This window comes from Actinoplanes rectilineatus (genome assembly GCF_000962825.1).
GTDB classification, from domain to species: domain Bacteria; phylum Actinomycetota; class Actinomycetes; order Mycobacteriales; family Micromonosporaceae; genus Actinoplanes; species Actinoplanes rectilineatus.
Genome location: NZ_JZKF01000013.1, coordinates 74,756 through 99,435, shown reverse-complemented (window position 1 = coordinate 99,435; position 24,680 = coordinate 74,756). Strand labels below are relative to the sequence as shown.

The 24,680-nt window shown below is 70.9% G+C and carries 20 protein-coding genes; 10 read left to right on the top strand and 10 right to left on the bottom strand.

What is annotated here, in order from left to right:
• The first annotated feature begins 12 nt into the window (after positions 1 to 12).
• Positions 13 to 1,776, top strand: a complete 1,764-nt coding sequence (locus WH85_RS50320) for a glycogen debranching enzyme N-terminal domain-containing protein (RefSeq protein WP_245673920.1) — start codon at positions 13 to 15, stop codon at positions 1,774 to 1,776.
• Positions 1,776 to 3,017 carry a glycosyltransferase family 4 protein gene (locus WH85_RS12970; protein WP_045742072.1) on the top strand — a complete coding sequence of 414 codons (1,242 nt, stop codon included), beginning with the start codon at positions 1,776 to 1,778 and terminating at the stop codon, positions 3,015 to 3,017. The genes WH85_RS50320 and WH85_RS12970 overlap by 1 nt, the downstream gene beginning before the upstream one ends.
• 48 nt (positions 3,018 to 3,065) lie before the next feature.
• On the opposite strand, the gene WH85_RS12965 is transcribed toward WH85_RS12970, so the two are convergent.
• From WH85_RS12965 to WH85_RS12950, 4 genes are read right to left on the bottom strand one after another with little or no spacing between them, the layout of a single operon-like run.
• Entirely contained in the window at positions 3,066 to 3,329 is a 264-nt protein-coding gene (locus tag WH85_RS12965) for a UBP-type zinc finger domain-containing protein (RefSeq protein WP_045742071.1), read from the bottom strand.
• Entirely contained in the window at positions 3,326 to 4,900 is a 1,575-nt protein-coding gene (locus WH85_RS12960) for a Na+/H+ antiporter (RefSeq protein ID WP_045742070.1), read from the bottom strand. Before WH85_RS12960 ends, WH85_RS12965 begins: the two co-directional genes overlap by 4 nt.
• Before the next feature lie 30 nt (positions 4,901 to 4,930).
• On the bottom strand, positions 4,931 to 5,536 hold the full coding sequence (locus WH85_RS12955) for a fibronectin type III domain-containing protein (RefSeq protein ID WP_083448965.1): 606 nt from the start codon (positions 5,534 to 5,536) through the stop codon (positions 4,931 to 4,933).
• 27 nt (positions 5,537 to 5,563) lie between these two features.
• Complete coding sequence (locus tag WH85_RS12950; RefSeq protein ID WP_045742068.1) at positions 5,564 to 6,253, bottom strand: EcsC family protein; 690 nt, start codon at positions 6,251 to 6,253, stop codon at positions 5,564 to 5,566.
• A 251-nt stretch (positions 6,254 to 6,504) separates the two neighbouring features.
• Between WH85_RS12950 and WH85_RS12945 the strand changes: the two genes are divergently transcribed.
• Positions 6,505 to 7,407: a proteasome assembly chaperone family protein gene (locus WH85_RS12945; protein WP_045742067.1), complete on the top strand. Its 903-nt coding sequence runs from the start codon at positions 6,505 to 6,507 to the stop codon at positions 7,405 to 7,407.
• 87 nt (positions 7,408 to 7,494) lie between these two features.
• Here WH85_RS12945 and WH85_RS12940 read toward each other — a convergent pair whose 3' ends face one another.
• Positions 7,495 to 8,253: an alpha/beta hydrolase gene (locus WH85_RS12940; protein ID WP_045742066.1), complete on the bottom strand. Its 759-nt coding sequence runs from the start codon at positions 8,251 to 8,253 to the stop codon at positions 7,495 to 7,497.
• A gap of 560 nt (positions 8,254 to 8,813) precedes the next feature.
• On the opposite strand from WH85_RS12940, the gene WH85_RS12935 reads away from it, so the two are divergent.
• The 6 genes from WH85_RS12935 (at position 8,814) to WH85_RS12910 (ending at position 17,824) form a co-directional block, all read left to right on the top strand.
• Positions 8,814 to 9,623: a hypothetical protein gene (locus tag WH85_RS12935; RefSeq protein ID WP_169792438.1), complete on the top strand. Its 810-nt coding sequence runs from the start codon at positions 8,814 to 8,816 to the stop codon at positions 9,621 to 9,623.
• 724 nt (positions 9,624 to 10,347) lie between these two features.
• Positions 10,348 to 10,962: a hypothetical protein gene (locus tag WH85_RS12930; protein WP_211275356.1), complete on the top strand. Its 615-nt coding sequence runs from the start codon at positions 10,348 to 10,350 to the stop codon at positions 10,960 to 10,962.
• Between the two features lie 1,490 nt (positions 10,963 to 12,452).
• The gene (locus WH85_RS12925; RefSeq protein ID WP_245673919.1) at positions 12,453 to 13,490 is read left to right on the top strand and encodes a DMT family transporter; all 1,038 of its coding nucleotides are present in this window, start codon (positions 12,453 to 12,455) and stop codon (positions 13,488 to 13,490) included.
• Between the two features lie 360 nt (positions 13,491 to 13,850).
• Entirely contained in the window at positions 13,851 to 14,819 is a 969-nt protein-coding gene (locus tag WH85_RS12920; protein WP_245673918.1) for a TolB family protein, read from the top strand.
• 92 nt (positions 14,820 to 14,911) lie between these two features.
• Positions 14,912 to 15,589, top strand: coding sequence for a tRNA (guanosine(46)-N7)-methyltransferase TrmB (gene trmB, locus WH85_RS12915; RefSeq protein WP_045742062.1), 678 nt, complete (start codon positions 14,912 to 14,914; stop codon positions 15,587 to 15,589).
• Positions 15,590 to 15,769: 180 nt separating this feature from the next.
• Positions 15,770 to 17,824 carry a sensor histidine kinase gene (locus tag WH85_RS12910; RefSeq protein WP_245673917.1) on the top strand — a complete coding sequence of 685 codons (2,055 nt, stop codon included), beginning with the start codon at positions 15,770 to 15,772 and terminating at the stop codon, positions 17,822 to 17,824.
• On the opposite strand, the gene ggt is transcribed toward WH85_RS12910, so the two are convergent.
• Together ggt and WH85_RS12900 are read right to left on the bottom strand one after the other, a co-directional pair.
• Positions 17,815 to 19,614, bottom strand: coding sequence for a gamma-glutamyltransferase (gene ggt / locus WH85_RS12905; protein ID WP_045742060.1), 1,800 nt, complete (start codon positions 19,612 to 19,614; stop codon positions 17,815 to 17,817). The two genes, WH85_RS12910 and ggt, sit on opposite strands and share 10 nt — an antisense overlap.
• An 80-nt stretch (positions 19,615 to 19,694) precedes the next feature.
• Positions 19,695 to 21,197, bottom strand: coding sequence for an alpha/beta hydrolase (locus WH85_RS12900; RefSeq protein WP_045742059.1), 1,503 nt, complete (start codon positions 21,195 to 21,197; stop codon positions 19,695 to 19,697).
• Between the two features lie 118 nt (positions 21,198 to 21,315).
• Here WH85_RS12900 and WH85_RS12895 point away from each other — a divergent pair, with 118 nt between their 5' ends.
• Complete coding sequence (locus WH85_RS12895; RefSeq protein ID WP_045742058.1) at positions 21,316 to 22,437, top strand: PQQ-dependent sugar dehydrogenase; 1,122 nt, start codon at positions 21,316 to 21,318, stop codon at positions 22,435 to 22,437.
• 1 nt (position 22,438) lies between these two features.
• On the opposite strand, the gene WH85_RS12890 is transcribed toward WH85_RS12895, so the two are convergent.
• Genes WH85_RS12890 through WH85_RS12880 form a run of 3 tightly spaced genes read right to left on the bottom strand, consistent with a single transcriptional unit; the run spans position 22,439 to position 24,624 of the window.
• Positions 22,439 to 22,699, bottom strand: coding sequence for a hypothetical protein (locus WH85_RS12890; RefSeq protein WP_045742057.1), 261 nt, complete (start codon positions 22,697 to 22,699; stop codon positions 22,439 to 22,441).
• 40 nt (positions 22,700 to 22,739) lie between these two features.
• Positions 22,740 to 22,970 (bottom strand): hypothetical protein, encoded by a 231-nt coding sequence (locus WH85_RS12885; RefSeq protein ID WP_045742056.1) that lies wholly within the window; start codon positions 22,968 to 22,970, stop codon positions 22,740 to 22,742.
• A 10-nt stretch (positions 22,971 to 22,980) separates the two neighbouring features.
• A complete protein-coding gene (locus tag WH85_RS12880) occupies positions 22,981 to 24,624 on the bottom strand; it encodes a sodium:solute symporter family protein (RefSeq protein ID WP_045742055.1) in 1,644 nt (547 codons plus the stop codon).
• Between the last annotated feature and the right edge of the window lie 56 nt (positions 24,625 to 24,680).

Here is a 24,680-nt window from a genome sequence, read left to right as displayed (position 1 = left end):
CATTGAGGCATCGTGGTGCCATGTGATCACTTCAGCTTCGGTCCGCAGGTCTGCGGATCTCTCGACGCCACCGGCGGGGCCGGGCGGGAGTGGCTGGTCACCGACGGTCTGGGCGGGTTCGCCACGGGCACGGCCGGCGGCCTGCGCACCCGTCGACAACACACGCTCCTGACCGTTTCTGATCAGCTGGCGCTGACCGCGCTCGACCTGACTGTGACACTCGCCTCGGGCACCCGGATCCCGCTCTACAGTCACCAGTGGGCCTCCGGCACCGTCGATCCGTGCGGGCACCACCTCCTCGAGTCGTTCACGCTGGACGGCGGCCTGCCGCGCTGGCGCTGGCGGATCGGCGACGTGGTCGTCGAGCGGGAACTGGCGCTGCACCACGGACACCCGTCACTCGCCGTGGTGCACCGGGTGGTCAGCGCACCCGCACCCGTCGGACTGTCGGTCGCGGTGATGCTCGACCGGCCCGCCGAGGCCACCCCCGTCGCCGGCGGCACCGTCCTCGGCGGCGTGTGCCGACTCCTCGGACCGGGCTGGCAGACGGCCGGGGTGGCGCACCTGGGCGCGTACACCCGCGAGGACGCCGCCGGCGCCGACCTCTGGCTGGCCGGGTCCTTCACCCGCCAGGTCGCGGCCGGCGACACGCTGGAGATCTCCGCCTGGTCCGGCCTCCTCGGTCAACGGCCGCCGGCCGCGTCGGTGGTCACCGCCGCGGAGCGCGAGCGCGCTCATCGTCTGATCACGACCGCCAAATCCGAGGGGTACGCGGCGCAGCTCACGATCGCCGCAGACCGGTTCGTCGTCTGCACCCCGGAGGGCCCCGGCGTCCTCCCCGGCTACCCGTGGGACGACGGATCCCGGCACGAGGTGCTGCCCGCGTACGAGGGCCTGTTCCTGGCGACCGGCCGCGCCGACGAGGGCCGGGAGCTGCTGATCGCCGCGGCGGCCGCGCCGGACGACCCGCTGTGGCTGGTGCACGCGGTCGACCGGCACGTGACCCGGACCGGCGACACCGACCTGGCGGCCCGCCTGGTCGCACCCCTCGGCCGGCACCTGCGACAGCTCCTGGACGGCTCCGGACCGGTCACCCTGGACCCGGCAGACGGCCTGCTCCGGCACGACCCACCGGCCGGCGGGCTCCTCCCGGCCCGGGTCGGCAAACCGGTCGAGCTCAACGCGCTGTGGGTGAACGCGCTGGCCGCCATGGCCGACCTGCTCACCGAGGCCGGACGCGACGACCGCGAACCCCGCGGACTGCACGCCCGGGCCCGTACCGCGTTCCTGGCCCGCTTCCCGGCCCCCGAAGGCTGGCTGTACGACGTGGTCGAAGGTCCCGCCACGACCTACCCGCTCGGGGCCGGCGCCCACCACGACGACCCGTCGCTGCGGCCGCACCAACTGCTCGCCTGGTCGCTGCCGCACGCCCCGATGCGCGGACAGCCCGGCCACCGGCTGCGCGGCCCCGGCGAGGCCCTGCTCACCCCGCTCGGGCTGCGTACCCTGGCGCCCACCGAGTACGGCTACCAGAGCGGGCACCCCGAGCAGGGCGCGGTCCGGCCGTGGTGGATCGGCCCGTACGCGGACGCCTGCGCCGCCACCGGCCACCCGGTCGAGGGTCTCCTCACCGGTTTGCGTGCGCACCTGGCCGAATCCGGTGTCGGATCGGTGGGTGAGGCCGCGGACGGCGAACCGCCGCACCGGGCCACCGGCCGCCCGTTCTCCGCGCTCGCGGTCGCCGAGATGCTGCGGACCGAACGAGGCCACGGGTGATGACCAGAATTCTCATGCTGTCCTGGGAGTACCCGCCGCTGCTGGTCGGCGGCCTCGGACGGCACGTGCACGCACTGTCCGCGGCGCTGGCCGCCGCCGGCCACGACGTCACCGTGGTCACCCGGCACGCGCCCGGCGCCCCGCTCGAGGAGTACACCGAGGGCGTCCGGGTGATCCGCGCGCCGGACGACCCACCGGTGTTCACCGTCGCCGGCGGCGACATGCTGCCCTGGGCGCTGTCCTTCCAGCACACGCTCACCCGGGCCGCGCTGCGGGCCGCCCGCACCGGCCGGTACGACGTGGTGCACGCGCACGACTGGCTGGTCGCCCACACCGCGGTCACCCTGCGCGACCACCTGGACGTGCCGCTGGTCGCCACGGTGCACGCCACCGAGTCCGGCCGGCACCAGGGCTGGCTGCCGCACCCGCACAACCGCACGATCGACGACATCGAACGGTGGCTCACCACCGAGGCGGTCCGGGTGATCGTCTGTTCGGAGTACATGCGCACCGAGGCCGGGAGGCTCTTCGGAGCGGCCCCGGACCGGGTGGACGTGGTCGCCAACGGGGTCGACACGCTGCGCTGGCGGGCCCGGCCCCGGGCGGTCGCCGCCGCCCGGGAACGGTACGCCGGGGACGGCCCACTGATCAGTTTCGCCGGCCGCCTGGTCTACGAGAAGGGCGTCCAGCTGCTCCTGGCGGCACTCCCGGCCCTCACCGGGCGGTTCCCCGGCCTCCGCGTGGTGATCGCGGGCGACGGCCCGTACAAGAAGGAGCTCGAAGATCTCGCCGACGCGCGGGTGACCTTCAGCGGGTTTCTCGGCGGTCACGAGCTGACCGCGCTGATGGGTGCCTCGGACTGCTACGTGGTGCCGAGCATCTACGAGCCGTTCGGCATGGTCGCGCTGGAGGCCGCGGCGGCCGGCACGCCGGTGGCGGTGGCCGACACCGGCGGCCTCGCGGCGATCGTCGAGCACGGGGTGACCGGCGTAAAGTTCACCCCCGGCGACCCGGACGCGCTGGCCGCGGCGGTCGGTGCCGTGCTGGCCGACCGCGGGTACGCCCGCGCCCTGGCCCAGCACGCCCTGCGGCGGGTGCGGGACGCCTTCACCTGGCCGTCGATCGCCGCCGCCACCGCCGCCGTGTACGCCACGACCCTGTCCGACGACGCCGGCCGGGTCGCCCGCGAGGCCGAACACGTCCTCACGCACGTCCCGGCGACCCGCTCCGCCACACTCTGATCAGCCGATCCGGAGGTTCTCTCCCCAGCCGATCCGAAGATCCCCTCCTCAGCCGATCTGGTGGTCCTCGAAACACCAGCGCCACGCCTCACCCGGTTCGAACGAGCGCATCACCGGGTGGCGCTCCGCGGCGAAGTGCGCGGACATGTGCTGCCGCGGCGACGAGTCGCAGCAGGCCACCAGGCCGCAGCTCAGGCACAGCCGCAGGTGCACCCAGTCGTCGAAACCGGCGGCCACGCAGGGCGGGCAGCCACCCTCGTAGGCGCTCAGCGGCGCGTGGTCGGTCGCCTCTTTGAGATGCTGACAGCTCAATCGTCACTCCGTTGCAGCTGGGATTCTTCGAGGTCCAGTTCACGTTGAGCCCGGACCAGCACCTCCTCCGGGATCCGCCCCTCATTACGGGCGATCTTGAAGACGTGCCGTTCGGCTCTGATCATCTCGCGGCGCAACCGGCCGTACGCCGCCGACGGGGTTTCCCGCTCCTGGCTGCCCAGACGTTCCCAGGCGTTGTTGGAACGGCTCTCCACCAGACCGCGCAGCCGGTCGACGACCGAGGGCGGGGCGCCGTCCGCGTGCTCCTCCAGGGCCTTCACCGCGGCCTGACCGGCGGCGTGCTGCACCCCGGCCTCGGCCAGCGCGTCCTCGGCACTGGTGTCCTCGCGGACCTTCAGCCGGCGGGCCAGCCCCGGCAGCGTGGTGCCCTGCACCAGCAGGGTCAGCACGATGATCGCGAAGGCGACGAAGACGAACAGCTCCCGCGGGTAGTCCGGCACCCCGTCCACCCCCGGCTCCGGCAGGGTCTGCGCGGCCGCCAGGGTCACCACGCCGCGCATGCCCGCCCAGGCGATCACGGTCGGCACCGCGGCCGGTGGGCGCTGCTCGCGGTTGCGGATCCGCGGGATGAGCCGGGCCAGGTAGGTCGCCGGGTACATCCAGGCGAACCGGACCACCACCAGGACCAGGAACACCAGTCCGGTGACCAGCACGGTGGTGCCCATCGGCGTCTCGATCTCGGCGACCACCGTCCGCAGCTGCAGGCCGACCAGCAGGAAGACGACACCCTCCAGCAGGAAGATGACCAGTCGCCAGAACGCGTCGGTCTGCAGCCGGGAGGTGGCCGAGAGCAGGTACGGGATCCGGTGCCCGAGGTAGAGCCCGGCGATCACCACGGCCACCACGCTCGACGTGTGCAGCTCCTCCGCGACGATCACCACCACGAACGGGGTGAGCAGCGACACCGCGTCGTCGAGCAGCGGATCCTCGATCCTGCGGTGCAGCCACGCCGCGGCGACCGCGAACACCAGGCCGATCAGCAGACCGCCGCCCGCCTTGAGCGCCACCTCCTGGCCGATCTCGGCGAACCCGACCGTCGCGCCGCCCAGCGCACCGGCCGCCACCCGGACCATGACCAGCGCGGTCGCGTCGTTGAGCAGGCTCTCGCCCTCGAGGATGGTGACCACCCGTCGCGGCAGGCCGACCCGGCGGGCGATGGCGGTCGCGGAGACCGCGTCCGGCGGGGCGACGATCGCCCCCAGCGCCACACACGCGGCCAGCGGCACGTCCGGCAGCAGCAGGTGTACGAGATACCCGACAATCACCGCGGTCAGCGTGACGAGACCCACCGCGAGCAGCAGGATGGGACGCAACGCGAGGCGGAACGCGGGCACCGACGTCTGCAGGGCCGCCACGTACAGCAGCGGCGGCAGGATCCCGATCAGCACCAGCTCCGGTTCCAGGTGGGCTTCCGGGAACCCCGGCACGTACGACAACCCCAGACCCGCGACGAGCAGCACCAACGGGGCCACGAAGCCGAGTCGCCGGGCCAGTGCGGCGCCGACGACCGAGATCGCCACGAGGACGACCGTGTCGATGATGCTCTCCATGCCGGAGAGCTTAGATACTCCCCCCGCTGGTCACGCAGTGGTGGATATGACTCCCGAGCGGGCCACGGTGTGGGCGTAGACACCATCGAGCCCGGTACGCGTGCGGACCACGTCCACCGAGAACTGGTACGGCGTGTCCGGCTGCAGTCCGGTCAGCGTGGCGCTCGTCTCACCGCAGCCCACCGGTGTGGAGGTGACCCAGCCCACCTCGGCCTGCTCGCCGGCGACCAGGTCCTGGCTGATCGCGGTCAGGCGGTACTCCACGATGTCGCTGCCGCCCTGGTTGTACCAGGTCACGACGGCACTGGTCCGGGACGGCACCACGGTCAGCCCGTTGATGCCGTTGCCGACCGCGGGCACCGGCGGACAGGTCACCGAGGTGGACGACCCGCTCGACGCCCGCGACGACGGCAGGGTCGGCAGCATCAGCGACGGGTCCGCCGCGAGCGCACCGGCCTTCGTCGACGGGGACGCGACCACCCTGCCCTGCTGCAGCCGAATCCAGTTGCCGCCGGGACGCGGCGTCGGGCTGGTCTCCGGCTGCGAGGTCCCGGAATCGCAGGCGGCGACCAGCATCACCGGTACGGCGGCAGCCGCCAGCGCCGCGACGGCAGCCCGCCTGCGAAATCCCCGCATACCAGGAAGATCGGACTTCCCGGCATATTACTGAGGCGGCCCCGGCCGGTAGTGCTCGCGGGCCCGGCGGGACAGATCCTTGGTGGCCGCCGAATTGGCCCAGGTGCCGAGGATCACTCCGGCGCCCGGCACCACCTTGGCGAACATCCGCTTCGCGGCGCGGACCCCGGCCATCTGCGCCAGCTTGACGCCGAGCTTGAGAAGCACACCGCCGAGCGGACGACTCCCGGAACCGGTGAAGATGCGACTGGCGCGTTCCCGGCCGGCCGCCACACCCAGCGCGATCCGGGCCGACTCGGCGACCTTGTGCACCCGCTGCAGCACCAGCAGGTCGGTGGCCCGCTCCTGCGCGGTGGGATCGACGCCGTACGCCGCCGCGACGTGCAGCACCAGCCGCGCCTGGGTCCAGGCCAGCACGCCGACGTCGAGCACCGCACCGGGCAGGCCGGCCACACCCGAGACCGCGCCGGACACCCGGGCCAGCGTGAGGAAATGTTTGACCGCCTGGTCGGCGAGCTCGTCCGGGCTCGCATCCGGCTGCTCGTCACGCATCCGGTCGTGCCAGCGGGACGCCTCCGGGCCGAGACGGCGGACCGCCTCCAGCGCCAGATGCTCGGGCGCGTACTGCGGATCGGCTCGCATCCGGGCCCACAGGGAACCCGGTGGCGTCGCGGTGTCGGCGGCGGACGAGTCGAGAGGTGCGGAGGCTTGGCTCATAGATCACTCCGTGGGGGCCGAAGGAAGTGGATCTGCCCTCATTGTGGCGGATGCGCGCACGTCCATCGACACGCTCGGTGGTCGCCGTCACAGAGTCGGATTCCCGGCACATGCCCGGGTGACCGTCGGCGTGCTCCGGTGCGTACGCGATGATTTCGAACATGCCCGCGCCGTACCCGGAATGAACCGGGCCGCCGGGCTGTTGGCAGGAGGACCCGCGTCAGCGGGTCTGTGAGAGGGAGGTCCGCAGCGTGCTCGACCCACACGGGCTCTATGAGGTCACCGGTGACCTGCCGGACCTGGACGGCCCGGTGCTCATCCAGGCGCTCACCGGGTTCGTCGACGCCGGCAGCGCCGTCCAGCTCGCCCAGGATCACCTCCTGGAACATCTGGAGAGCGAGGTCGTCGTCACCTTCGACCTGGACCAGATGCTCGACTACCGTTCCCGGCGCCCCCCGATGATCTTCGTGTCCGACCGGTTCGAGAGCTACGAGGAGCCGGTCCTCGCCCTGCACCTGGTGCGCGACCAGCTGGGCACCCCGTTCCTGCTGCTCACCGGCCCCGAACCGGACCTGCAGTGGGAACGTTTCATCGCCGCGATCACCGCGTTGATCGAACGTCTCGGGGTCCGCCTGACCGTCGGACTCAACGCCATCCCGATGGCCGTGCCGCACACCCGCCCGGTCGGCGTCACCGCGCACGCCACCGACAAGGGCCTGCTCGGCGAACACGAGTCCTGGCTGCAACGGGTGCAGGTGCCGGCCAGCGTGGGCAACCTGCTGGAGTTCCGGCTCGGCAACTCCGGCCACGACGCGATCGGTTTCGCCGCGCACGTGCCGCACTACCTCGCCCAGACCGGCTACCCGCAGGCCGCCGAGCTGCTGCTCGACTCGGTCTCCAAGAACACCGGCCTGGCCCTGCCCACCGGCGGCCTGCGCGACTCGGCCAAGCTGGTCCGCGAAGAGGTCGACAAGCAGATCGCCGACGACGAGCAGGCCGGCCGCCTGGTCACCTCACTCGAGGCGCAGTACGACGCGTTCATCCGCGGCCGGCAGGGCAACCTGCTCGCCGACACCGACGCGCCGCTGCCGACCGCCGAGGAGCTCGGCGCGGAACTCGAGCGGTTCCTCGCCGAACAGTCCCGCGACGAATAGGTGTCACCTCGGCGGCCCGCCGTCGTCAGCTCCTGGTGCTGACCCGGGGCCGTACCAGGTACGGGCCCGGGGCCGCCCTGACCGCCGTCAGCTCCTGGTGCGGGCCCGCGCCAGGAGCCGGTCGAGCACACCGGGGATCTGACTGTCCCAGTAGTCCCAGGTGTGCCCGCCCGGGCTGAGTTCGGCGTCCAGCGGCACCCCGGCCGTCGCGCACGCCGCGGTGAACCGCCGGTTCTGCGCCAGCAGGTGATCCTCGCTGCCGCACCGCAGGATCAGCCGCGGCAGCCGGTCCGGATCGGCGACCCGGACCAGGTGCATCAGGTCCTCGTCCCCGCCCGCGACGATCCGGTCGGCGAAGACCCGCGAGGCCAGGGCGCGAATGTGCGGCCTGCGATCATGTTCTTGGATGTACGCGAGATCAAGCGCGCCGGACAGCGTCGCGGCGGCCGCGAACCGCTCCGGCTCGCGCAGCGCCCACTTGATCGCCCCGTAGCCGCCCATCGACAGCCCGGCGACGAAGGTGTCCTCCCGGCGGGCCGACACCCGGAAGAACCGGGCGACGGTGGCCGGCACCTCGACCGACAGGTAGTCCCAGAACCGCATGCCGTACGCCTCGTTGGCGTAGAAGCTGCGATGCACCTGCGGCATGATCACTGCCAGTCCGCGGTCGGCGGCGTACCGCTCGATCGAGGTGAAACGCGTCCACGCGGTGTGGTCGTCGGTCAGCCCGTGCAGCAGGTAGAGGACGGGCGGCGGGTCAGCGGCCGGCCGCTCCGGCAGGAGCACGGTCATCGACGTGCTCAGTTCCAACGCCTCGGACTCGACATCCACCCGGATCAGTGCCATTCGGAGATTGTGGGGCACGCCAGGCGCCGATGTCGATCATCATCCCAGACTTATTCTCCAGCTTCCCGATCCTGTGGTTCCACGGCGACGATCGCCCTGTCCGAGCAGGTGGCGAGGCATCATGTCGGCACGCTGGACGACCTTCACCTGATTCTTGAATGACGCCTGTGACCACGGGGTGGACGGGGAAGACCCGACGGCGTTCCCCGGGCATCCAGCACCTCGCCCGTCCGCTGTGCATCCACGGCTCCGTGCCGGGTGGAGGGCCGGGATTCGCCCCGGAGGTCGACGAACCCCTCCGCGTCCGGCGCGCGGCCGAAGCCCTGCGGCACCTCGCCGGCCTCCCGGGGTGTCCGTTCCCGTTGAAGATCGCGGACGGCAAGCCGCTGACCAGCGATCCGAAAAGCAGGTCTGGACGATCGTGGTGTCGATCGTCCAGACCTGCTTTTCGGATTCGGCGGCATGGGCGGACCCGAGCCGAATCCCGCGAGGCCGACAGTCGATCGTCCTGATCTTGTAGGTTCACGTCGGTGACTGTCTTGCATCAGGAGGTAGCAAGCATGGCCGCGTCCGGGGCTGACGTCTTCTCCAGCGAGGAGGCCGTGGAGTTCCTGAGAGAACTCGCCGAGGTGGCTCCTGAGTTGCGCGCCGCAGCGCTGGAACAGCGGTTCCGCTTTGTGGAAGACCAGCCCGAACTGGTCGGACGCGACGTCCACCCGGATCAGGTGGTCGCTGCCGCCGGGATCGTCGCCGCGGCTTCGGTCGGTGGAGACCAGTTCGGCGAGCGTCTCCGAAGGTTGGCCGCGAATGATCCCGCCCTCGATGCTCGACTGCCCAAGCTCATGAAAGGCCTGACCAGCGCAGCACTCGACGCGCTCACCCCTGTCGTCGACCTGTGGCGTCAGGAACGGCCGAAAGACACTGACCCCGCTGAAGTAGACGAGACGATCGCTGCGCTGTCGCAGGTACTTGCGCTTGGCGGCGGCGTGTTGGACGACCTCGACCTGATCTGGAATGAAGCCAATGATTACGGGATCGACGGAGACGCGCCCGAAGGCACGCCTCCGGGCATCGATCAGCTCGCGGGCCTACTGCGTGTTCACAACTCCGTGATGGGCGGCGGCCTGTCCTTCGCCTTGGAGGTCAACGAGCCCTTTCGGATCAGGCGCGCAGTCGAAGCCCTGCACTACTTCGGGTTGACCGCGGCCGCCGATCTTCTGGATGACACCCTGAGGCGCAGCCTGAAGGGCGAGGACTCCGATTCTTGGCCGACCGATGACGACTTCGACGGCCTGATCGACGGCGACGTGCTGGCGAGTGCATTCAGAGCGAAGGCGATCGAGGCTCCGGCCGACTTCGGCCGTGCATGAAAGTCAGTCCGATCAGCGTCGCGGTATGGCCGCGCATGTTCTGCGCTCGTGTCCCAGACATGGCCGGCCGCCGCGATGCCCAGCTGCTGAGCCCTCCCGGATAGGCCATGCTGCCGGGCCGGCGGCGGTGTCACAGTAGGCGGATTCGACGCTTGTCGGCCGAACATAGTCGAAGGTGTCGCCGGTGGGCGAAAACGGTGGCCGCAGATCAGGAAGCCGGTGAGCACGGCGCCGTAGGCCGCGGCCGGGCCGAGTCGGCGCAGAAGCCGCAGGTGGGCGCGTTGCGCGGCGACGACCTCAGGCAGGACATCGAGGGCCGGGTAGAGCTGATCGATGACGTCGGGTGGCCCGATCCAGATGCGGTGGCGGGTGCAGACGTAGCAGTGGCGGGTGCAGACGTAACGGCTGTGGGTGCAGACGTAACGGCGGCGGGTGCAGACGTAGCGGTGGTGCGGGAACAGTTGCCGGACGCGGCCGCCGGGATGGATGCCGGGCAGTGCAGCGAGGACAGCCGTTTCGCGGCTCGTGACGGAACGCGAGCCAGTCGGGCTCCGGCCCCCGTATCGCGTTGGGAATGTCGTACCCGTCGATTAGAATGTATGTACGAATGAGGGGCCCTGAGCTGCTGATCTTCGGGGGTTCACGCCTTCGCGCAGCGGCGAGTGAGGAGACCGACGTGACCACGTCCACCCTGTCCACCCCCGTCATCCCTCCCTATGCGACGATGCTCGGCTTCACGCGCTACGTCTCCCGGACCGGCCCGGCCAAGGCCACCTTCGTCGGGGGCCTGCGCCGTCAGCGGGAGCGCCGGTCTGGCTTCAACCCGCACGGCCAGATGGTCAAGGCGCTGAAGGCCGACATCGCGTTCCGCACCGGCGGCAGCTACCTCACCGGCGTCGTCGACCTGGTCAAGGACCGGTGGAAGCCGCTCTACGAGTCGGTGACCGCCGGCGCGCAGACCTACCTGGCCTCCCTCGGTGATCCGGCCCAGGTCAGCCTCGCCCAGACCCGCGAGGCGATAGCCACCGTCGGCCCCCTGGCCGTAAAGATCAACCCACACTTCGGACTCCGCTACGAGGACGGCCGCCGCGAAGCCGTCCGCCTGCACTTCGACGAGGAGCCGCCGACCCCGGAGGCGGCGACCGCGATGCTGCACCTGATGTCCCGCCACATGGACCAGATCCTCCCCAACGCCGAGCCGGTCCTGGTCGACGTCCGCCGGGGCGTCACCCTTCGCGCCAACCCGGGCGTCCGCCCCGGCGACGTGGAGAGTTGGCTGGCGGGCGAGGCGGCCGCCTTCACCGCGATGTGGGCCGCGACCGCCACGCCGGCCGCCTGACGGCCTTCCCCTCTCCGGCACTGTTACCGCTCCTCACCGCCAACCTCACTCGGTTGCGACTCACGGCCGCCGCGCGGTCGTGAGTCGCTCCACCCCATCCGCGGCGGCGCCCACGGGCCGGAACCTACGGGCCGGAACCTACGGGCCGGAATCTACGGTCTTGGGTCGCCGCCGCGGTCCGCAGTCGTGAGTCATCTCATGGGACGCGGTCGTGGAACGCGGTCGCAGCCCGCCGGCGTGAGTCATCCCGCGGGACGCGACTGCGCCCGCCTGCCGACCGCTCGGCCACCGACGCCGCCTACCGGCCCCGACGCCGCCTACCGGCCCCGATGCTGCCTACCGGCCCCGATGCTGCCTACCGGCCCCGATGCTGCCTACGTGGCCATAGAGCCGCACTCGACCGCCGCTCACGTATGTGCGCTGCGCCCAGGCACCTTCCAAAGATCGCCTTCGCCGGTGTGTGCTCCGTCCAGCCGTTACTCACGGCTGACCTCGCAGGTGTGCCGACACCCAGCCCGCTGGACGACGTCCGTTCCCGGTGTTTGCCGTATGCCATGCAGTCGGTCGCCCGCGACTCCACCAGACCGTCGCCGAGATCACGGCACGGCGGGTGATACCCCGTCCAGAAGACGTCGGATGACACCCCGTCCAGAAGAGGTCGGGTGACACCCCGTCCAGAAGACGTCGTTGGTCATGCCCCACCGACGATCCGGGGTGAGCAGAAGACAACGACCGGGCTAACCAACCCAGCCGTGACCGCTGCCTCGGGCTACCGCGTACCACCGAGCCGTTGCCGATGGCACTCCCGCCACCGGGGGCGAGCCGTGACCGCCGGCTCGAATCACCCGGCCGTCGCCAGCGGCGGATTCTCCGGTCAGGACCAGCCGTCAGTAACGGCCCGATCCGCTCAGCCGTCACCAACGGCAGATTCGCCGACCTGAACGAGCCATGGGCAACGGCTCGACACGCTCGGCCGTCGTTGGTGGTCGCTTCGTCGACCAGAACCAGCCGCAAACGACGGCTCGAAGGGTCCGGCCGTCGCTGACGGCGCTGTCACCGACCATCTCGCAGCCATGAACTACGGCCGGAACTCCCAGCCGTCACCAGGGGTTGCTTCGTTGACTGGGGGCTGACCGCGTACGACGGCTGAGTGGCCACGCAGCCTTGAGCAACGGAGCAACGGAGCAACGGAGCAACGGAGCAACGGAGCAAACCGTATCCGGACCCGTCAGCCGTCAGCCGTCAGCCGTCAGCCGTCAGCCGTCATTGCAACATTCTGGGCAGATCGGGCTGTCGAGGCTGGGCGAATCGGATCGGGCGATCGGACTGAGTGCAACGGGGCGGGCGGATCGGGCCGGGTGGAACGGGCCGGGCGGGGTGGCGGGGTAAGGTCGGGGGGTGAGTACGTATTCGGGTCTGCTTTCGCCGCCGCGCTCCTGAGCGGAGCGCTAGGTGCGCCGACCGGGTGAGTCCCGTGCGGCTTCGCAGTAGTGCGCTTCGCAGCCGGCCCTGACCGACTCACTTCTCACGGAGCGCACTCTCTCATGTCATCTTCGATGTCTCCTGCTGCTGTCGCGCGGCTGAGTCTGCTTCAACTTTCCGTTACCGGGGTGCTCTGGGGCACTACCGGTGTTGTTGTTCAGGTCGTTGCGGAACGGACCGGGCTGGGTGCTCTGGCCATCGGGTTCTACCGGCTTGTGGTGGCCGCCGGGGTTCTGCTCGTCATCGGGTTTCCGGCTCGGCGACGGATCTGGGCGGCGTTCCTCGCCGCACCGGTTGCGACCGCCGCCACCGGGGTGGGGTTGGCCGCCTATCAGGCGTTGTATTTTCTGGCCGTGCGGCTCGGTGGGGTGAGTGTCGCCACGGTGGTGAGTCTGGGGCTGGCACCGGTGTTGCTGAGTGTCTGGGAGACGCTGCGCACCCGGCAGCGGCCCAGCGTCGCGGCGCTCGGGGCGTCGGCGGCGGCGATCCTCGGGCTGGTGTTGATCGGTGGGGACACGGCCGGGTCGCCGGTTGCCACTGCGGGGCTCGGGCTGCTGGCCGCGGTGGGGTCGGGCATCGTCTATGCCGCGTCGACGGCGCTGAGCCGGCACACCGCGCAGGGGGTTCGGCCGCTGCATTTGACCACGTTGTCCTGTGTCATCGGTTCGATGGCGCTGGCCCCGCTGGCCGCCGTGGAGGGGCTGGTGTTCACGCCGGCGGCTACTCCGCTGGCGTTGTTGTTCTATGCGGGGGCGTTCGCGACGGCTCTGGCGTACGCGTTGTTCTATTCCGGTCTGCGGCACACGTCGAGCAGTGTGGCGGCCGTGGTGACGCTGCTGGAGCCGCTCGCCGCGGCCCTGCTGGCGGTGTTGTTGATCGGCGAGCGGCTGTCCGTCCCGGCGGTCGTCGGGGGGATTCTGCTGCTCGGCGCGGTGGTGAGTCTCTACGTCGGGACCGGCGGCACCACAAAAACGACGAAGACAAAAGCCGATAAAGCTGAGCAACCCGTGACACCTGCCGAAACAGTGGGCATCGCGGACCGCTGAATCACACGCGGCCCCGCCGTCCGGCGGGGCCGCCTCCGCAACCGGAAGGCAGCAGCCCGGCGGACCGCGCCCGCAATCGGAAAGGCCGGCGACCGGACGGAACCGTGCCCGCACCCGGAAAGCAACGGAGACGTGTGTGGCCGGGTCACACCACTGAGGACGGTGAGGCGCGCCCGGACCCGACGTCCGGGTGGATACCACCGAACAGGGGATATCCCTCAACCGAACCGTCACGGTTTCCACGGATATCGGCGATTCAACCGCTCAGGGACCGCTCCGGCGCGACGATTTCACCAGGCGAAAGGCGAAAGCACAGTCAGGACGAACATCGGGGGGCGTTCGGCCATGAAACTCGGACATGTGGCAGAGACGGTGACGCTGGCGGCGGCGGTGGGCTTCTCGGGCTCCGTCGTGCAGGCCGGTTCGGTGGAGGCGGCGACGCCCGCCCTGCCCAGCATGGTCGCCTACGTGCGGGGTGGTGACATCTTCGCCAGTATGGGCGAGAAAGAGCAGCGTCTCACCACCGGCGGCAACCAGGCCCGTCCGCGCTGGTCGCCGAACGGCAAGCAGCTGGCGTACCTGAAGGACGGCCAGTTGTGGACGATGAACGCGGACGGCAGCGGGCAGCGCCGGCTGACCACCCGTGCGGCGGCGGGTCCGTCCTGGTCGCCGGACGGCAAGTGGATCGCGTTCGCGTCGCTGTCCTGCACCGGGGCGCCGGGGGTGTTCCGGATCTCCACGGCGCAGGAGCGTGCGGCCCCGGAGGTGGTGTTCCCCCAGGACTGCCGCGGTGAGCCGCTACCGTCGGAGGCCGCTGCCAAGGTGTCAGGCAAGGTGTCCGGCAATTCGCTGAACGACCGGCTCCGGGCCGACGACGCGGTGGCCTGGTCGCCGGACGGCAAGCAGGTGGCGTTCCGGGGCGGTGAGTGCGAGTCGACGTATGACGCCTGTCTCAGCATCGGCGACGTGAAGACCGGCAGCGAGAAGACCGTTGCGGCGTACGGCGGCGGTGGTCTCCAGAACAGTGGTTTCGCCGTGGTGCCGAGTTGGCGTGCGGACGGTGCGAAGCTGTCCTGGACGGCGTACGAGGAGGGCGAGACCGACGCCGACAGCAAGCCGGTGCATCTGGTCGAGTACGACACCATGAACGGCGCCAAGCGGACGGTCGGCAGTGAACTGGACCGCGAGCTGGCCTACGTCGACGGTTTCCGCGCCGTGGTGACCAGCCAGAACGCGAACGACTCCTGGGTGACGCTGGTGAACCTGACCAACGGGTCGCGGACCCCGTTCCGTGTGGGTTCGCAGCCGAGTGTCCAGCCCGTGGGCTGACGTCGGCGAGACGGAGCGGAATAGGAAGGGCCGGCCCGTGGACGGGCCGGCTTTTCGCGTCGGATGGGTGTCGGCCGTATCGTGGGGCGGCCATGACTGCTGAAGCCGCCGCCGATCGCCCGATCCGCACCTTTCATCCACGCCGGGGCCGGATGAGTGCCCGGCACGCCGACGCGCACGCCGCGCTCTGGCCGCTGTTCGGCCTGACCGTGACCGATGGCGACCGGAGTCCGCTGCGTCTCGCCACGCTCTTCGGGCGCGATGCTCCGCGCGTACTGGAGATCGGTTTCGGCATGGGTGACGCGACCGCGGTGATGGCGGCAGCGGAGCCGGGCCGGGATTTCCTGGGTGTCGAGGTGCACACGCCGGGCATCGGCAACCTGCTGGCGCTGGTCCAGGAGCAGGGCCTGACCAATGTGCGGGTGGCGCACGGCGACGCGATGGAGTTGGTGCAGCGGATCGCGCCGGGCGACCTGGACGCGGTGCACGTCTTCTTCCCGGATCCGTGGCCGAAGGCGCGGCACCACAAGCGACGGCTGATCCAGCCGTCGAACGTGGCGGTGCTGCGGGAGCGCCTGCGGCCGGGTGGCGTGCTGCACTGTGCGACCGACTGGCCGGAGTACGCGGAGGCGATGGCGGAGACGCTCGACGCCGATCCGGGCCTGCGCCGGTTGCCGGAGGGCCCGCACGGTCGCCCACTGACCAAGTTCGAGCGACGGGGTGCCGAAGCCGGCCGCCCGATCAGCGATTTTCGGTACACACGGGCGTGAGCCTGCCGACAAGGCAGACGTACGCCCAGTGCACCGGCGCGACCCGAACGCGGCACGAACCGGCAAGATGCCGCTTTTGACACCTTCGCGCCTTTAGGCTTGGAGTGGAGGTCGGCCATGCGGCGAGACGACCCCGGCGGCAACGCCGGACGGTCCCCCAGGACACGTGCGGTGAAAGCCGTGGCACTCGCGCGCACGACCGAGCCTTACGGGGGGACGGCCGCCGGTTCGCACTCGGGCACACCGGCGGCCGTCACCACCAGCGCGGCCACGCCGGAACCGGCCGTCGTCTCGAACACCACCCTGAGCAGCGGATCCGCCGACCAGCTGGCCGCGCTGACCGCCCGCGCCGCCGGGGCGCCGGCGGCCTGCCTGCAACTCGTCGACGGCAACCGGCTCCGCGCGTACGGCGCCTGGGGCTCCCCCGCCTGCGACGACGCCACCGCCGAGATCGGCGGGATCGTCGCCCGCACCGGTGAGGCGCTGGCCGTCCCGGACGCCCGCACCGACGACCGGGTCCCGGACGGGCTGCTCCGCTCCCAGGGCGGCGCCTACCTCGGGCACCCGGTACACGACCGCGACGGCACCGTCCTCGGTGTGTGCTGCGTGCACGACCCGCTCCCCCGGGAGTGGACCCGCGAACAGAGCGCCGCGGTCGCCGAGGCCGCCCGGGTGGCCACCCTGCTGATCGGCGAACAGCTGGCCCGGCACGAGCTGGAACAACAGCACCGCTTCCTGGACGCGGTCCTGGACAGCCTGCACGACGGGGTGACCGCGTGTGACGCGGACGGCAGGATCGTCTTCGTCAACGAGCGGATGCGCCGGATGTGGGGCGACCGGGTCCCGGTCGCCGACGACAACGACGACCCCGGCCTGCTGCGGGCGCTGCGCGGCGAACGGATCCGGGACGAGCCGCTGTCGTTGCAGGGTGCCGGCCGCCGCACCCGGCACTACCTGATGGACGCGCAGCCGATCCACGGGGCGAACGGCCGGGTGGTCGGCGCGGTCCAGGCCGTCCAGGACGTCACCCGCCAGCGGCGGGCCGAACGGTTCCGCAGCTGCGAACTCGCGGTCACCACCGCGCTCGCCGAAGCGCCGAGTATCGAGGCCGCCGGTCCCCGGGTGCTGGAGGCGGTGGTCGCCACCCTGGACTGGGTGCACGCCGAGCTGTGGCTGGTCGAGGACGGCACGATCCGGGCCGCCGCCCGCTGGAGCACGCCGGGCTGGCCGGCCGGGATTCCGGTGCCGGCCCGGCTCGAGTTCGGCCAGGGCCTCGCCGGGCGGGCCTGGCAGGTGGACAAACCGCTGTGGATCCGGGACGTGGGACGCCCGCAGAGCCTGATCTCCCCGGACACCGCCCAGGAACGCCTGCACACCGCGCTGGCCATCCCGGTGCACGACGGCGGTGGGCCGATCGGGGTGCTGACCGTCTTCGCCGACGCGATCGAGGACCCGGAGGACGAACTGGTCGCGCTGATGTCCGGGATCGCCGCGCATCTGGGCCAGTTCGTGGAACGCCGCCGGGTCGAGGATCTGCAACGCCAGCTGGTCCGCAGCAAGAACGAGTACCTGGCGCTGGTCGGCCACGAGCTGCGGACGCCGCTCACGTCGATCAGCGCGTACACCGAACTGCTCGGCGGGGCGGACGAGGCGACCCTGGTCCGCGACGGTCCGCGGCTGATCCGGGTGATCGAACGCAACACCACCCAGCTGCGGGACATCATCAACGAGCTGCTGGAGTTGTCCGCCCTGGACGCCGGGCACGCCGACGTACGCCGGGCGCCGATGGACCTGGCCGAGGTGGTCCGCGACGTGGTGGACCGGACCCGGACCGCGATCGACGGGGCGCCGGTGGAGATCGACGCCGACCTGCCCCGCAAGCTGATCCTGCCGGGTGACAAGGAACGTCTGCGGCACATCGTGGAGAACCTGCTCGGCACCGCGGTCCGGTACAGCCCGGACGGTGGGCGGGTGGGCGTCTCGTTGCGCAGCAGCGGGCGGACGGCCGTGCTGAAGGTCTCCGACGCGGCGACCGACGTGCCCCGGGCCGAGCGGGAGCAGATCTTCACCGGGCACTACCGGACCAGCCGCGGCCACGACCGGGTGCTGCCGGGCAGCGGGCTGGGCCTGATCCTGAGTCGCACGGTGGTCGAGAAGCACCAGGGCAGCGTGGAGCTGACCGGAGGTGACACCGGGACCACCGTGCTCATCAGGTTGCCGATGGATCAGTTCTGAGCGGGCCGGACCACCGCGGCGGTGCCGCCTCCTCGGCGGACCGGTTCGGCGGAGGCGATGAAGCCGCCGCCCCGGGTGAATTCGATGGCGGTGGCCGCACCGAGTTCGGCCACGTCGGCGCCGAACTCGTGGCCGAGGGCGGTCAGCCCCGGGCCGTACTGCGTGCGGAAGGCCGGTTCGGCCTGGATGCCCGCGGTGTTGCGCTGCGAGCCGCGCGGCGCGGCCATCGCCTCCGGCAGGGTCATCCCCCGCACCAGGCGGTTGACCAGGATCTGCAGCACGGTGGTGATGATCGACGCGCCGCCGGGCGTGCCGACCGCGAGGTAGGGCTTACCGTCGCGGAACACGATCGTCGGTGAGATCGAGCTGCGCGGGCGCTTGCCCGCGGCGGGCAGGTTGGGGTCGGGCGCGTCGCCCTGGGTGCCGGTGAAGTTGAAGTCGGTCAGCTCGTTGTTGAGCACGAATCCCCGGCCGGGCACGACCATGGCGTTGCCGCCGGTCTGTTCGAGGGTGAAGGTGTACTCGACGACGTTGCCCCACCGGTCGGCGACGGTCAGGTTGGTGGTGCTCTGGCCCTGCTCGCTGGGGCCGCCGACGGTCGCCGCGGCGCATCCGGACCCGTTCAGGGCGCCCGGCGGGACCGGCTTGGTGAGTGCCTCGCCCGGGTCCACCCGGCAGGCCCGGGTCTTCGCCCAGCGGTCCGAGATCAGTTGCTTCACCAGGGCCGGGTCGGTGTTCGCGCCGACGTAACGGTTGCGGTCGGCGAACGCCAGCGCGGACGCCTCCAGGTAGTAGTGCAGTTTCTCGGTGTCGGTGGCGCCGGACGGCAGCCCCGCCTCGATGATGTTGAGCGCCTCCTCGACGGCGATGCCGCCGCTGGACGGCGTGTTCGCGCTGTACACGGTCAGGCCCCGGAAGTCCGACTTCGTCGGCTCGGGGGTGCGCACGCGATAACCGGCCAGGTCACTGCGGGTGAGACCGCCGGGCCGGATCGGGTACGCCCACGGCACAGCCGGATCGTCGGCGACCGGCGGATGCTGCACCGTCGCGATCAGATCGGCCCCGATGTCCCCCCGGTAGAACGCGCCCGTCCCCTTCGCGGCGATCAGCCGGTAGGTGGCCGCCAGGTCCGGGTTGCGTTGCGTGGAGCCGACCTCCGGGGGCGCCCCGCCGGGCAGGTACAGCTCGCGGGTGGCGTCGAACTGGGAGAACGCCGCCACGTTGTCGGTCACGTGCTGGCGGAACGTCGCGTCGACCGGGAAACCCCGTTCGGCGACCCGGGCGGCCGGCTGCAGCAGGCTGCCCAGCGAACGGGTGCCCCAGTTGCGGACCGCGGACTCCCAGGTGGCCAGGGTGCCGGGCGCGCCCACCGAGAGGCCGCTGACCCGGGCCTCCTGGAAGTCGTACGGCAACCCGTCCGCCGGGTCGATGAAGAGGGACTCGGTCGCGCTCGCCGGGGCGGTCTCCCGCCCGTCGATGGTGGAGACCTTCTTGCGTTTCGCGTCGTAGTACACGAAGAATCCGCCGCCGCCGATGCCGGCCGAGAACGGCTCGACGACGCCGAGCGTGGCGGCCGCGGCGACCGCGGCGTCGACCGCGTTGCCGCCGTTCCTCAGCACCTCCAGGCCGACTGCGGTCGCGGTGGCGTCAACGGTGGCGATGGCGCCGCCGGATCCGGTCGCGGTGGGTCCGGAGACCGTGGTGCCGCCGCCGGCGACGGCGGGTGGTGCGACGGCCACGATCCCCAAGGTGGTCAACGATAGAGCTGTCAGCGCGGGCAGGAACCGCATCGGCCCTCCAGGTCGGACAGTTTCGGTTGTCAATCCCTGCCTACCGGTGTTCGGGTCCGGGCACAACCGTCGGTCGACGATCAACCCACGCCGTACGGCGCCGGCTCGACGCCGGGACAACTCGCGCCGATGGCGGGCAGGGCCAGTGTGGTGAGGTAGCGGTCGGCGGCCGCCCGGACACAGGGGCTGTGGCTGTACGCGACGTGCCCCCAGCCGTCGTAGGTCAGCAGCCGGGCCCGCGCCCCGAGCCGGCGGGTCAGCTGGCGGGCCCAGGCGTACGGGGTGGCCGGGTCGTGCCGGGAGTTGACCACCAGCACCGGCCCGGCGGCCGGCGGGACCGGCCGTTGCGGGTTGGCCGGCGTCCCGGTCCAGCCGAGGCAGCCGGTCGCGGCGGTCAGCGCCAGCGGCGAGGCCAGCACCTGCGGCGCTTTGACGGCCAGGGTGTCCAGGCGTTTGCGGTACTCCTCGAACGTCCCGACCGGCAGCGCCCAGTCCTGGCAGATCACCGCCGGGAAGCTGTACGGGGTGAGGTCGAGCAGCCCCGGTCCGCGGCGCGCCACCGCGGCCGGCTCGGGGTTGCTCGCCTCCTTGATGTAGTGCGCGAACGAGTACCACTGCGGGTCGTAGAACGCGCTGAACGCCGCGCCCATCAGCTCCCACACCCCGAGCCTGCTCGGCGGGTCGTACGGGTTGACCAGTTCACCGGCCCGGGCCTGCTGCATCAGCCGGCTCCAGATCGCCCGGATGTCCTGCCCGCGCAGCACGCACCGGGTGTCCCGGGCGCACCAGGCGACGAACTCGTCGAACGCGTCCTGCGCCGCCTCCGCGGTGCGGCCGAGGAAGTCGTCCACGCCCGCGGTGTGGTCCATGACGCTGTCCAGCACCAGGGCCCGCAGCCGGTCCGGGTAGAGCTCGCCGTACTGCTGGCCGATCAGGCTGCCGTAGGAGGCGCCGTAGTAGCTGATCTGCTGTTCGCCGAGGGCGATCCGCGCCTCCTCGGTGTCGCGGACCACGCTGAGCGTGTCGGCGTGCCGGAACACCGCGCCGCTGCGGCTCTCGCAGTCCGCCGCCAGCCTCTGGTTGTACGCGGCCAGCGCGGCGAAGCCGTCCGGGGTCACGACGAGCGGGGACGGTTTGGCGTCGACCACGTTCTGGTCGCAGAGGATCGGGGAGCTCCGGCCGACGCCCCGCGGATCGAGTCCGACGATGTCGAAGCGGGCGCGGACCTCGGCGCTGAAGAACTCGGTGTCCAGGGCCATGGTGACGGCGGAGGCGCCGGGGCCGCCCGGGTTGACCATCAGGACCCCGATGCGGCGGGCCGGGTCGGTGGCCGGGCGGCGGGCCAGGGCGAGGTCGATCGGGGCGCCGAGCGGGGCCGACCAGTCGACCGGGACCCGCATCGTCCCGCACTGGACCTCGTCGTCCTCGGGGCACGGCGTCCAGCGGATCACCGGCGGGACGGGGGCGCGCGGACCGGGCGGGACCGCACTGCCACGGGCTGCCGCGGCCGGCGTCAGGGCGTACCCGATGATGGCAGTGAGGGTGAGGAACGCGGCCGTGACCGACTGTCCTGTAACGCGCAAAACCTCTCTCCGCCCTGCCCGGCCGCCGCACCGCGCCGCATCATCGTCGCCCGGACGGCGCGATCAATCCGGCAAACCGCCGTTTTTACCATAAAAAGGTCATGGGTACCGTGGAGGTATGACCGTCCTCGCCCGGACCTCGCGACTGGCCCTGACCGCGGCCGGGGTCGCCGCCCTGACCGCCTGCTCCGCCACCTCGACCCCGGACTCGTCACCCGGAACGCCGACCGCGGAGGCCACCTCACCGCGGGCGACCACCCCCGCCTCGAACCCGGACGGCACACCCGACCTGAACAGTCCGGAGACCGTGGCGACCGGCATCGACGTGCCGTGGGGCCTGGCATTCCGGTCCGACGGCAGCGCACTGGTCGCCGAACGCGACACCGGACGGGTGCTGAGGGTCCGCGCCGGCGGCGGCGAGCCGGAGGAGATCTACGAGGTGCCCGGCGTCGCCGAGGGCGGCGAGGGCGGACTGCTTGGCCTGGCCGTCGCGGCCGACCACGCGGAGACCGGCTGGGTGTACGCCTACTACACGGCCGACGACGACAACCGCATCGTCCGCTTCCGGCCGGACCGCACCGACGACCCCGAGGTGATCTTCAAGGGCATCGCGAAGGGCCCGCGGCACAACGGCGGGCGGATCGCCTTCGGACCGGACGGCATGCTCTACGCCGGCACCGGCGACGCGAGCGACGAATCCCGGTCACAGGACCGCGACGACCCGAGCGGAAAGATCCTGCGGCTCACCCCCGAGGGTGAGCCCGCGCCGGGGAACCCCTGGAAGAACTCGCCGGTCTGGTCGATGGGACACCGCAACGTCCAGGGCCTGGCCTGGGACTCCCAAGACCGGATGTACGGGATCGAATTCGGTCAGAACGAGTGGGACGAGGTCAACCTGATCGAGGCCGGCAAGAACTACGGCTGGCCGGACGTCGAGGGCGAGGCCGACGACGACCGGTACGCGGACCCGCTCGTGCAGTGGACCACCGACGAGGCCTCCCCCAGCGGGGCGGCGGTCGCCGGCGACACCCTCTACGTCGCCGGGCTCAAGGGCGAACGGCTCTGGACCGTGCCCCTGAGCGGCGGCGACGCGAAGGCGGAACTGGCCGGGGAGTACGGGCGCCTGCGCACGGTCGCCGTGGCGCCGGACGGTTCGCTGTGGCTCACCACCTCGAACGCCGACGGCCGCGGCGACCCCCGTGACGGCGACGACCGCATCGTCCGCTTCCCCGCGGGCTGACTCAGCCGTTGCTCGGCGGCAGCTGCGGCATCGACGAGATCGCGGCCGCGTACTGGTCCACCTGGCGTTTGTTGGGCACCACACCGAAGCCGCGGAGCCCTTCCTGGATGGCCTGCTTGACCTGGTCCTCGGCCATGCCGCGATGAGTCTCCATCACCCGGTTGACGACATAGTCGACGCGAAGCTGAATCTGCATGCCGACGCCGGAGACACCACTGCCGCCCGACGTGGCGAGGCTGCTGACTGAGGCGAGACGTTCCATGCCAGGGATATCGGCTGAAAAACCCGCCACATGATGCTTTTCACCGCGCCGTCTCGTCGTCCGGCTCCGGTTCCGGCGGCGGGTTCAAGCGCAGCCACAACAGCATCAGCAGCCCCAGGGCCAGCATCCCCAGGCCCATCCACAGGTTGATCCGGATGCCCTCGGCCTTGTCGAGCTCGGACGGGCTGTCGAAGAGACCGATGCCGGTGACGATCAGGCCGTACACGACGAACAGGCCGCCGATGACCCCGCGTACATCGAAGATTCTCATGGTTGTCCCCTCACCACACCGGGATGTAAAGCAGGACGGCCAGCACCACCGCGATCACACCCAGCAGCACCGGGTTGCGCCACCAGACGGCCGGTTCGGAGACCGCGCCGCCCTCGCCGGCCATGCCGTAGACCAGGCCCCTCAGTTCGTCCTCCGGCTTGCGCGGGGTGAACTGGGTGACGATCACCGCGACCACCACCGCCGTCACGAACGCCAGCCCCGCACCCCAGAAGCTCTCCTCCAGGTCCGAGTTGAACGGGATCACCTCGGTCAGGTGGCCGATGTACAGCGTCAGCGAGGCCAGGAAGCCGAGCAGCAGCGACCAGAAGCCGGCCCACGGCGTCATCCGCTTCCAGAACATGCCCACGATGAACGTCGCGAACAGCGGTGCGTTGAACAGCGAGAACAGCGCCTGGATGTAGTTCATGATGTTGTCGAAGCCGGCCGCGATGAACGCCGTACCGATGCCGACCAGAATGCCGGCGACCGTCGCGATCCGGCCCACCCGGATGTAGTACTCGTCGCTGCGGTCCTTCCGGACGTACGCCTGCCAGATGTCATAGGTGAAGACCGTGTTGAAACCGCTCACGTTCGCCGCCATGCCGGCCATGAACGACGCCACCAGACCGGTCACCGCCACACCCAGCACACCGTTCGGCAGCAGATCGCGCATCAGCAGCGGGATCGCGTTGTTGTAGACCAGGTCGCCCTCCTCGGCACCCAGGCCCTGCACGGTCACCAGCGCGATCAGCCCCGGGATCACGGTCACCACCGGGATCAGCAACTTCGGGAAGGCACCGATGATCGGGGTACGCCGTGCCGCACTCATGTCCTTGGCACTGAGCGCCCGCTGCACCTCCGCGAAGTTCGTCGTCCAGTACCCGAACGACAGCACGAACCCGAGACCGAAGACGATCCCGATCCAGTTCGCACCCAGCGGGTTCCCGGTGCCGGCGGTGTCCTGGAAGGTGTGCAGGGCGGCGTCGCCCAGCTGCGTCGCCCGCACCTTCTCGAACAGGCCGTCGACGCCGCCGACCTTCACCAGCCCGATGATCGTGATCGGCAGCAGACCGGCCAGGATCACGAAGAACTGCAGCACCTCGTTGTAGATCGCCGACGACAGTCCGCCGAGGGTGATGTACGCGAGCACGATCGCCGCGCCGATCACGATCGACAGCCAGAGCGGCCAGCCGAGCAGCGCCTGCAGGATCAGCGCCAGGGCGTACAGGTTGACGCCGGCGATCAGCACCTGTGCCACCGCGAAACTGACCGCGTTGAACAGGTGGGTCGGCCGGTTGAACCGCAGCCGCAGGAACTCGGGGACGCTGCGGACCTTCGACCCGTAGTAGAACGGCATCATCACGATGCCGAGGAACACCATGGCCGGGACCGCGCCGATCCAGTAGTAGTGGAGTGTCATCAGGCCGTACTCGGCGCCGTTGGCCGCCATGCCGATGATCTCCAGGGCGCCCAGGTTGGCCGAGATGAAGGCCAGACCGGTCACCCAGGCCGGCATCGACCGGCCGGAGAGGAAGAAGTCGGCGCTGGTGCGGATCGCACGCCGGGCGGCGAATCCGACCCCCAGCACCGTGACGAAATAGATCGCCAGAATCAGATAGTCGACCAACCCGACATCAAGTCTCAACCCGGACACGGGCCACCCCCTTCGAGGACGGCCCGCTGACTACCCGAATCGAAGATCTTTCACAC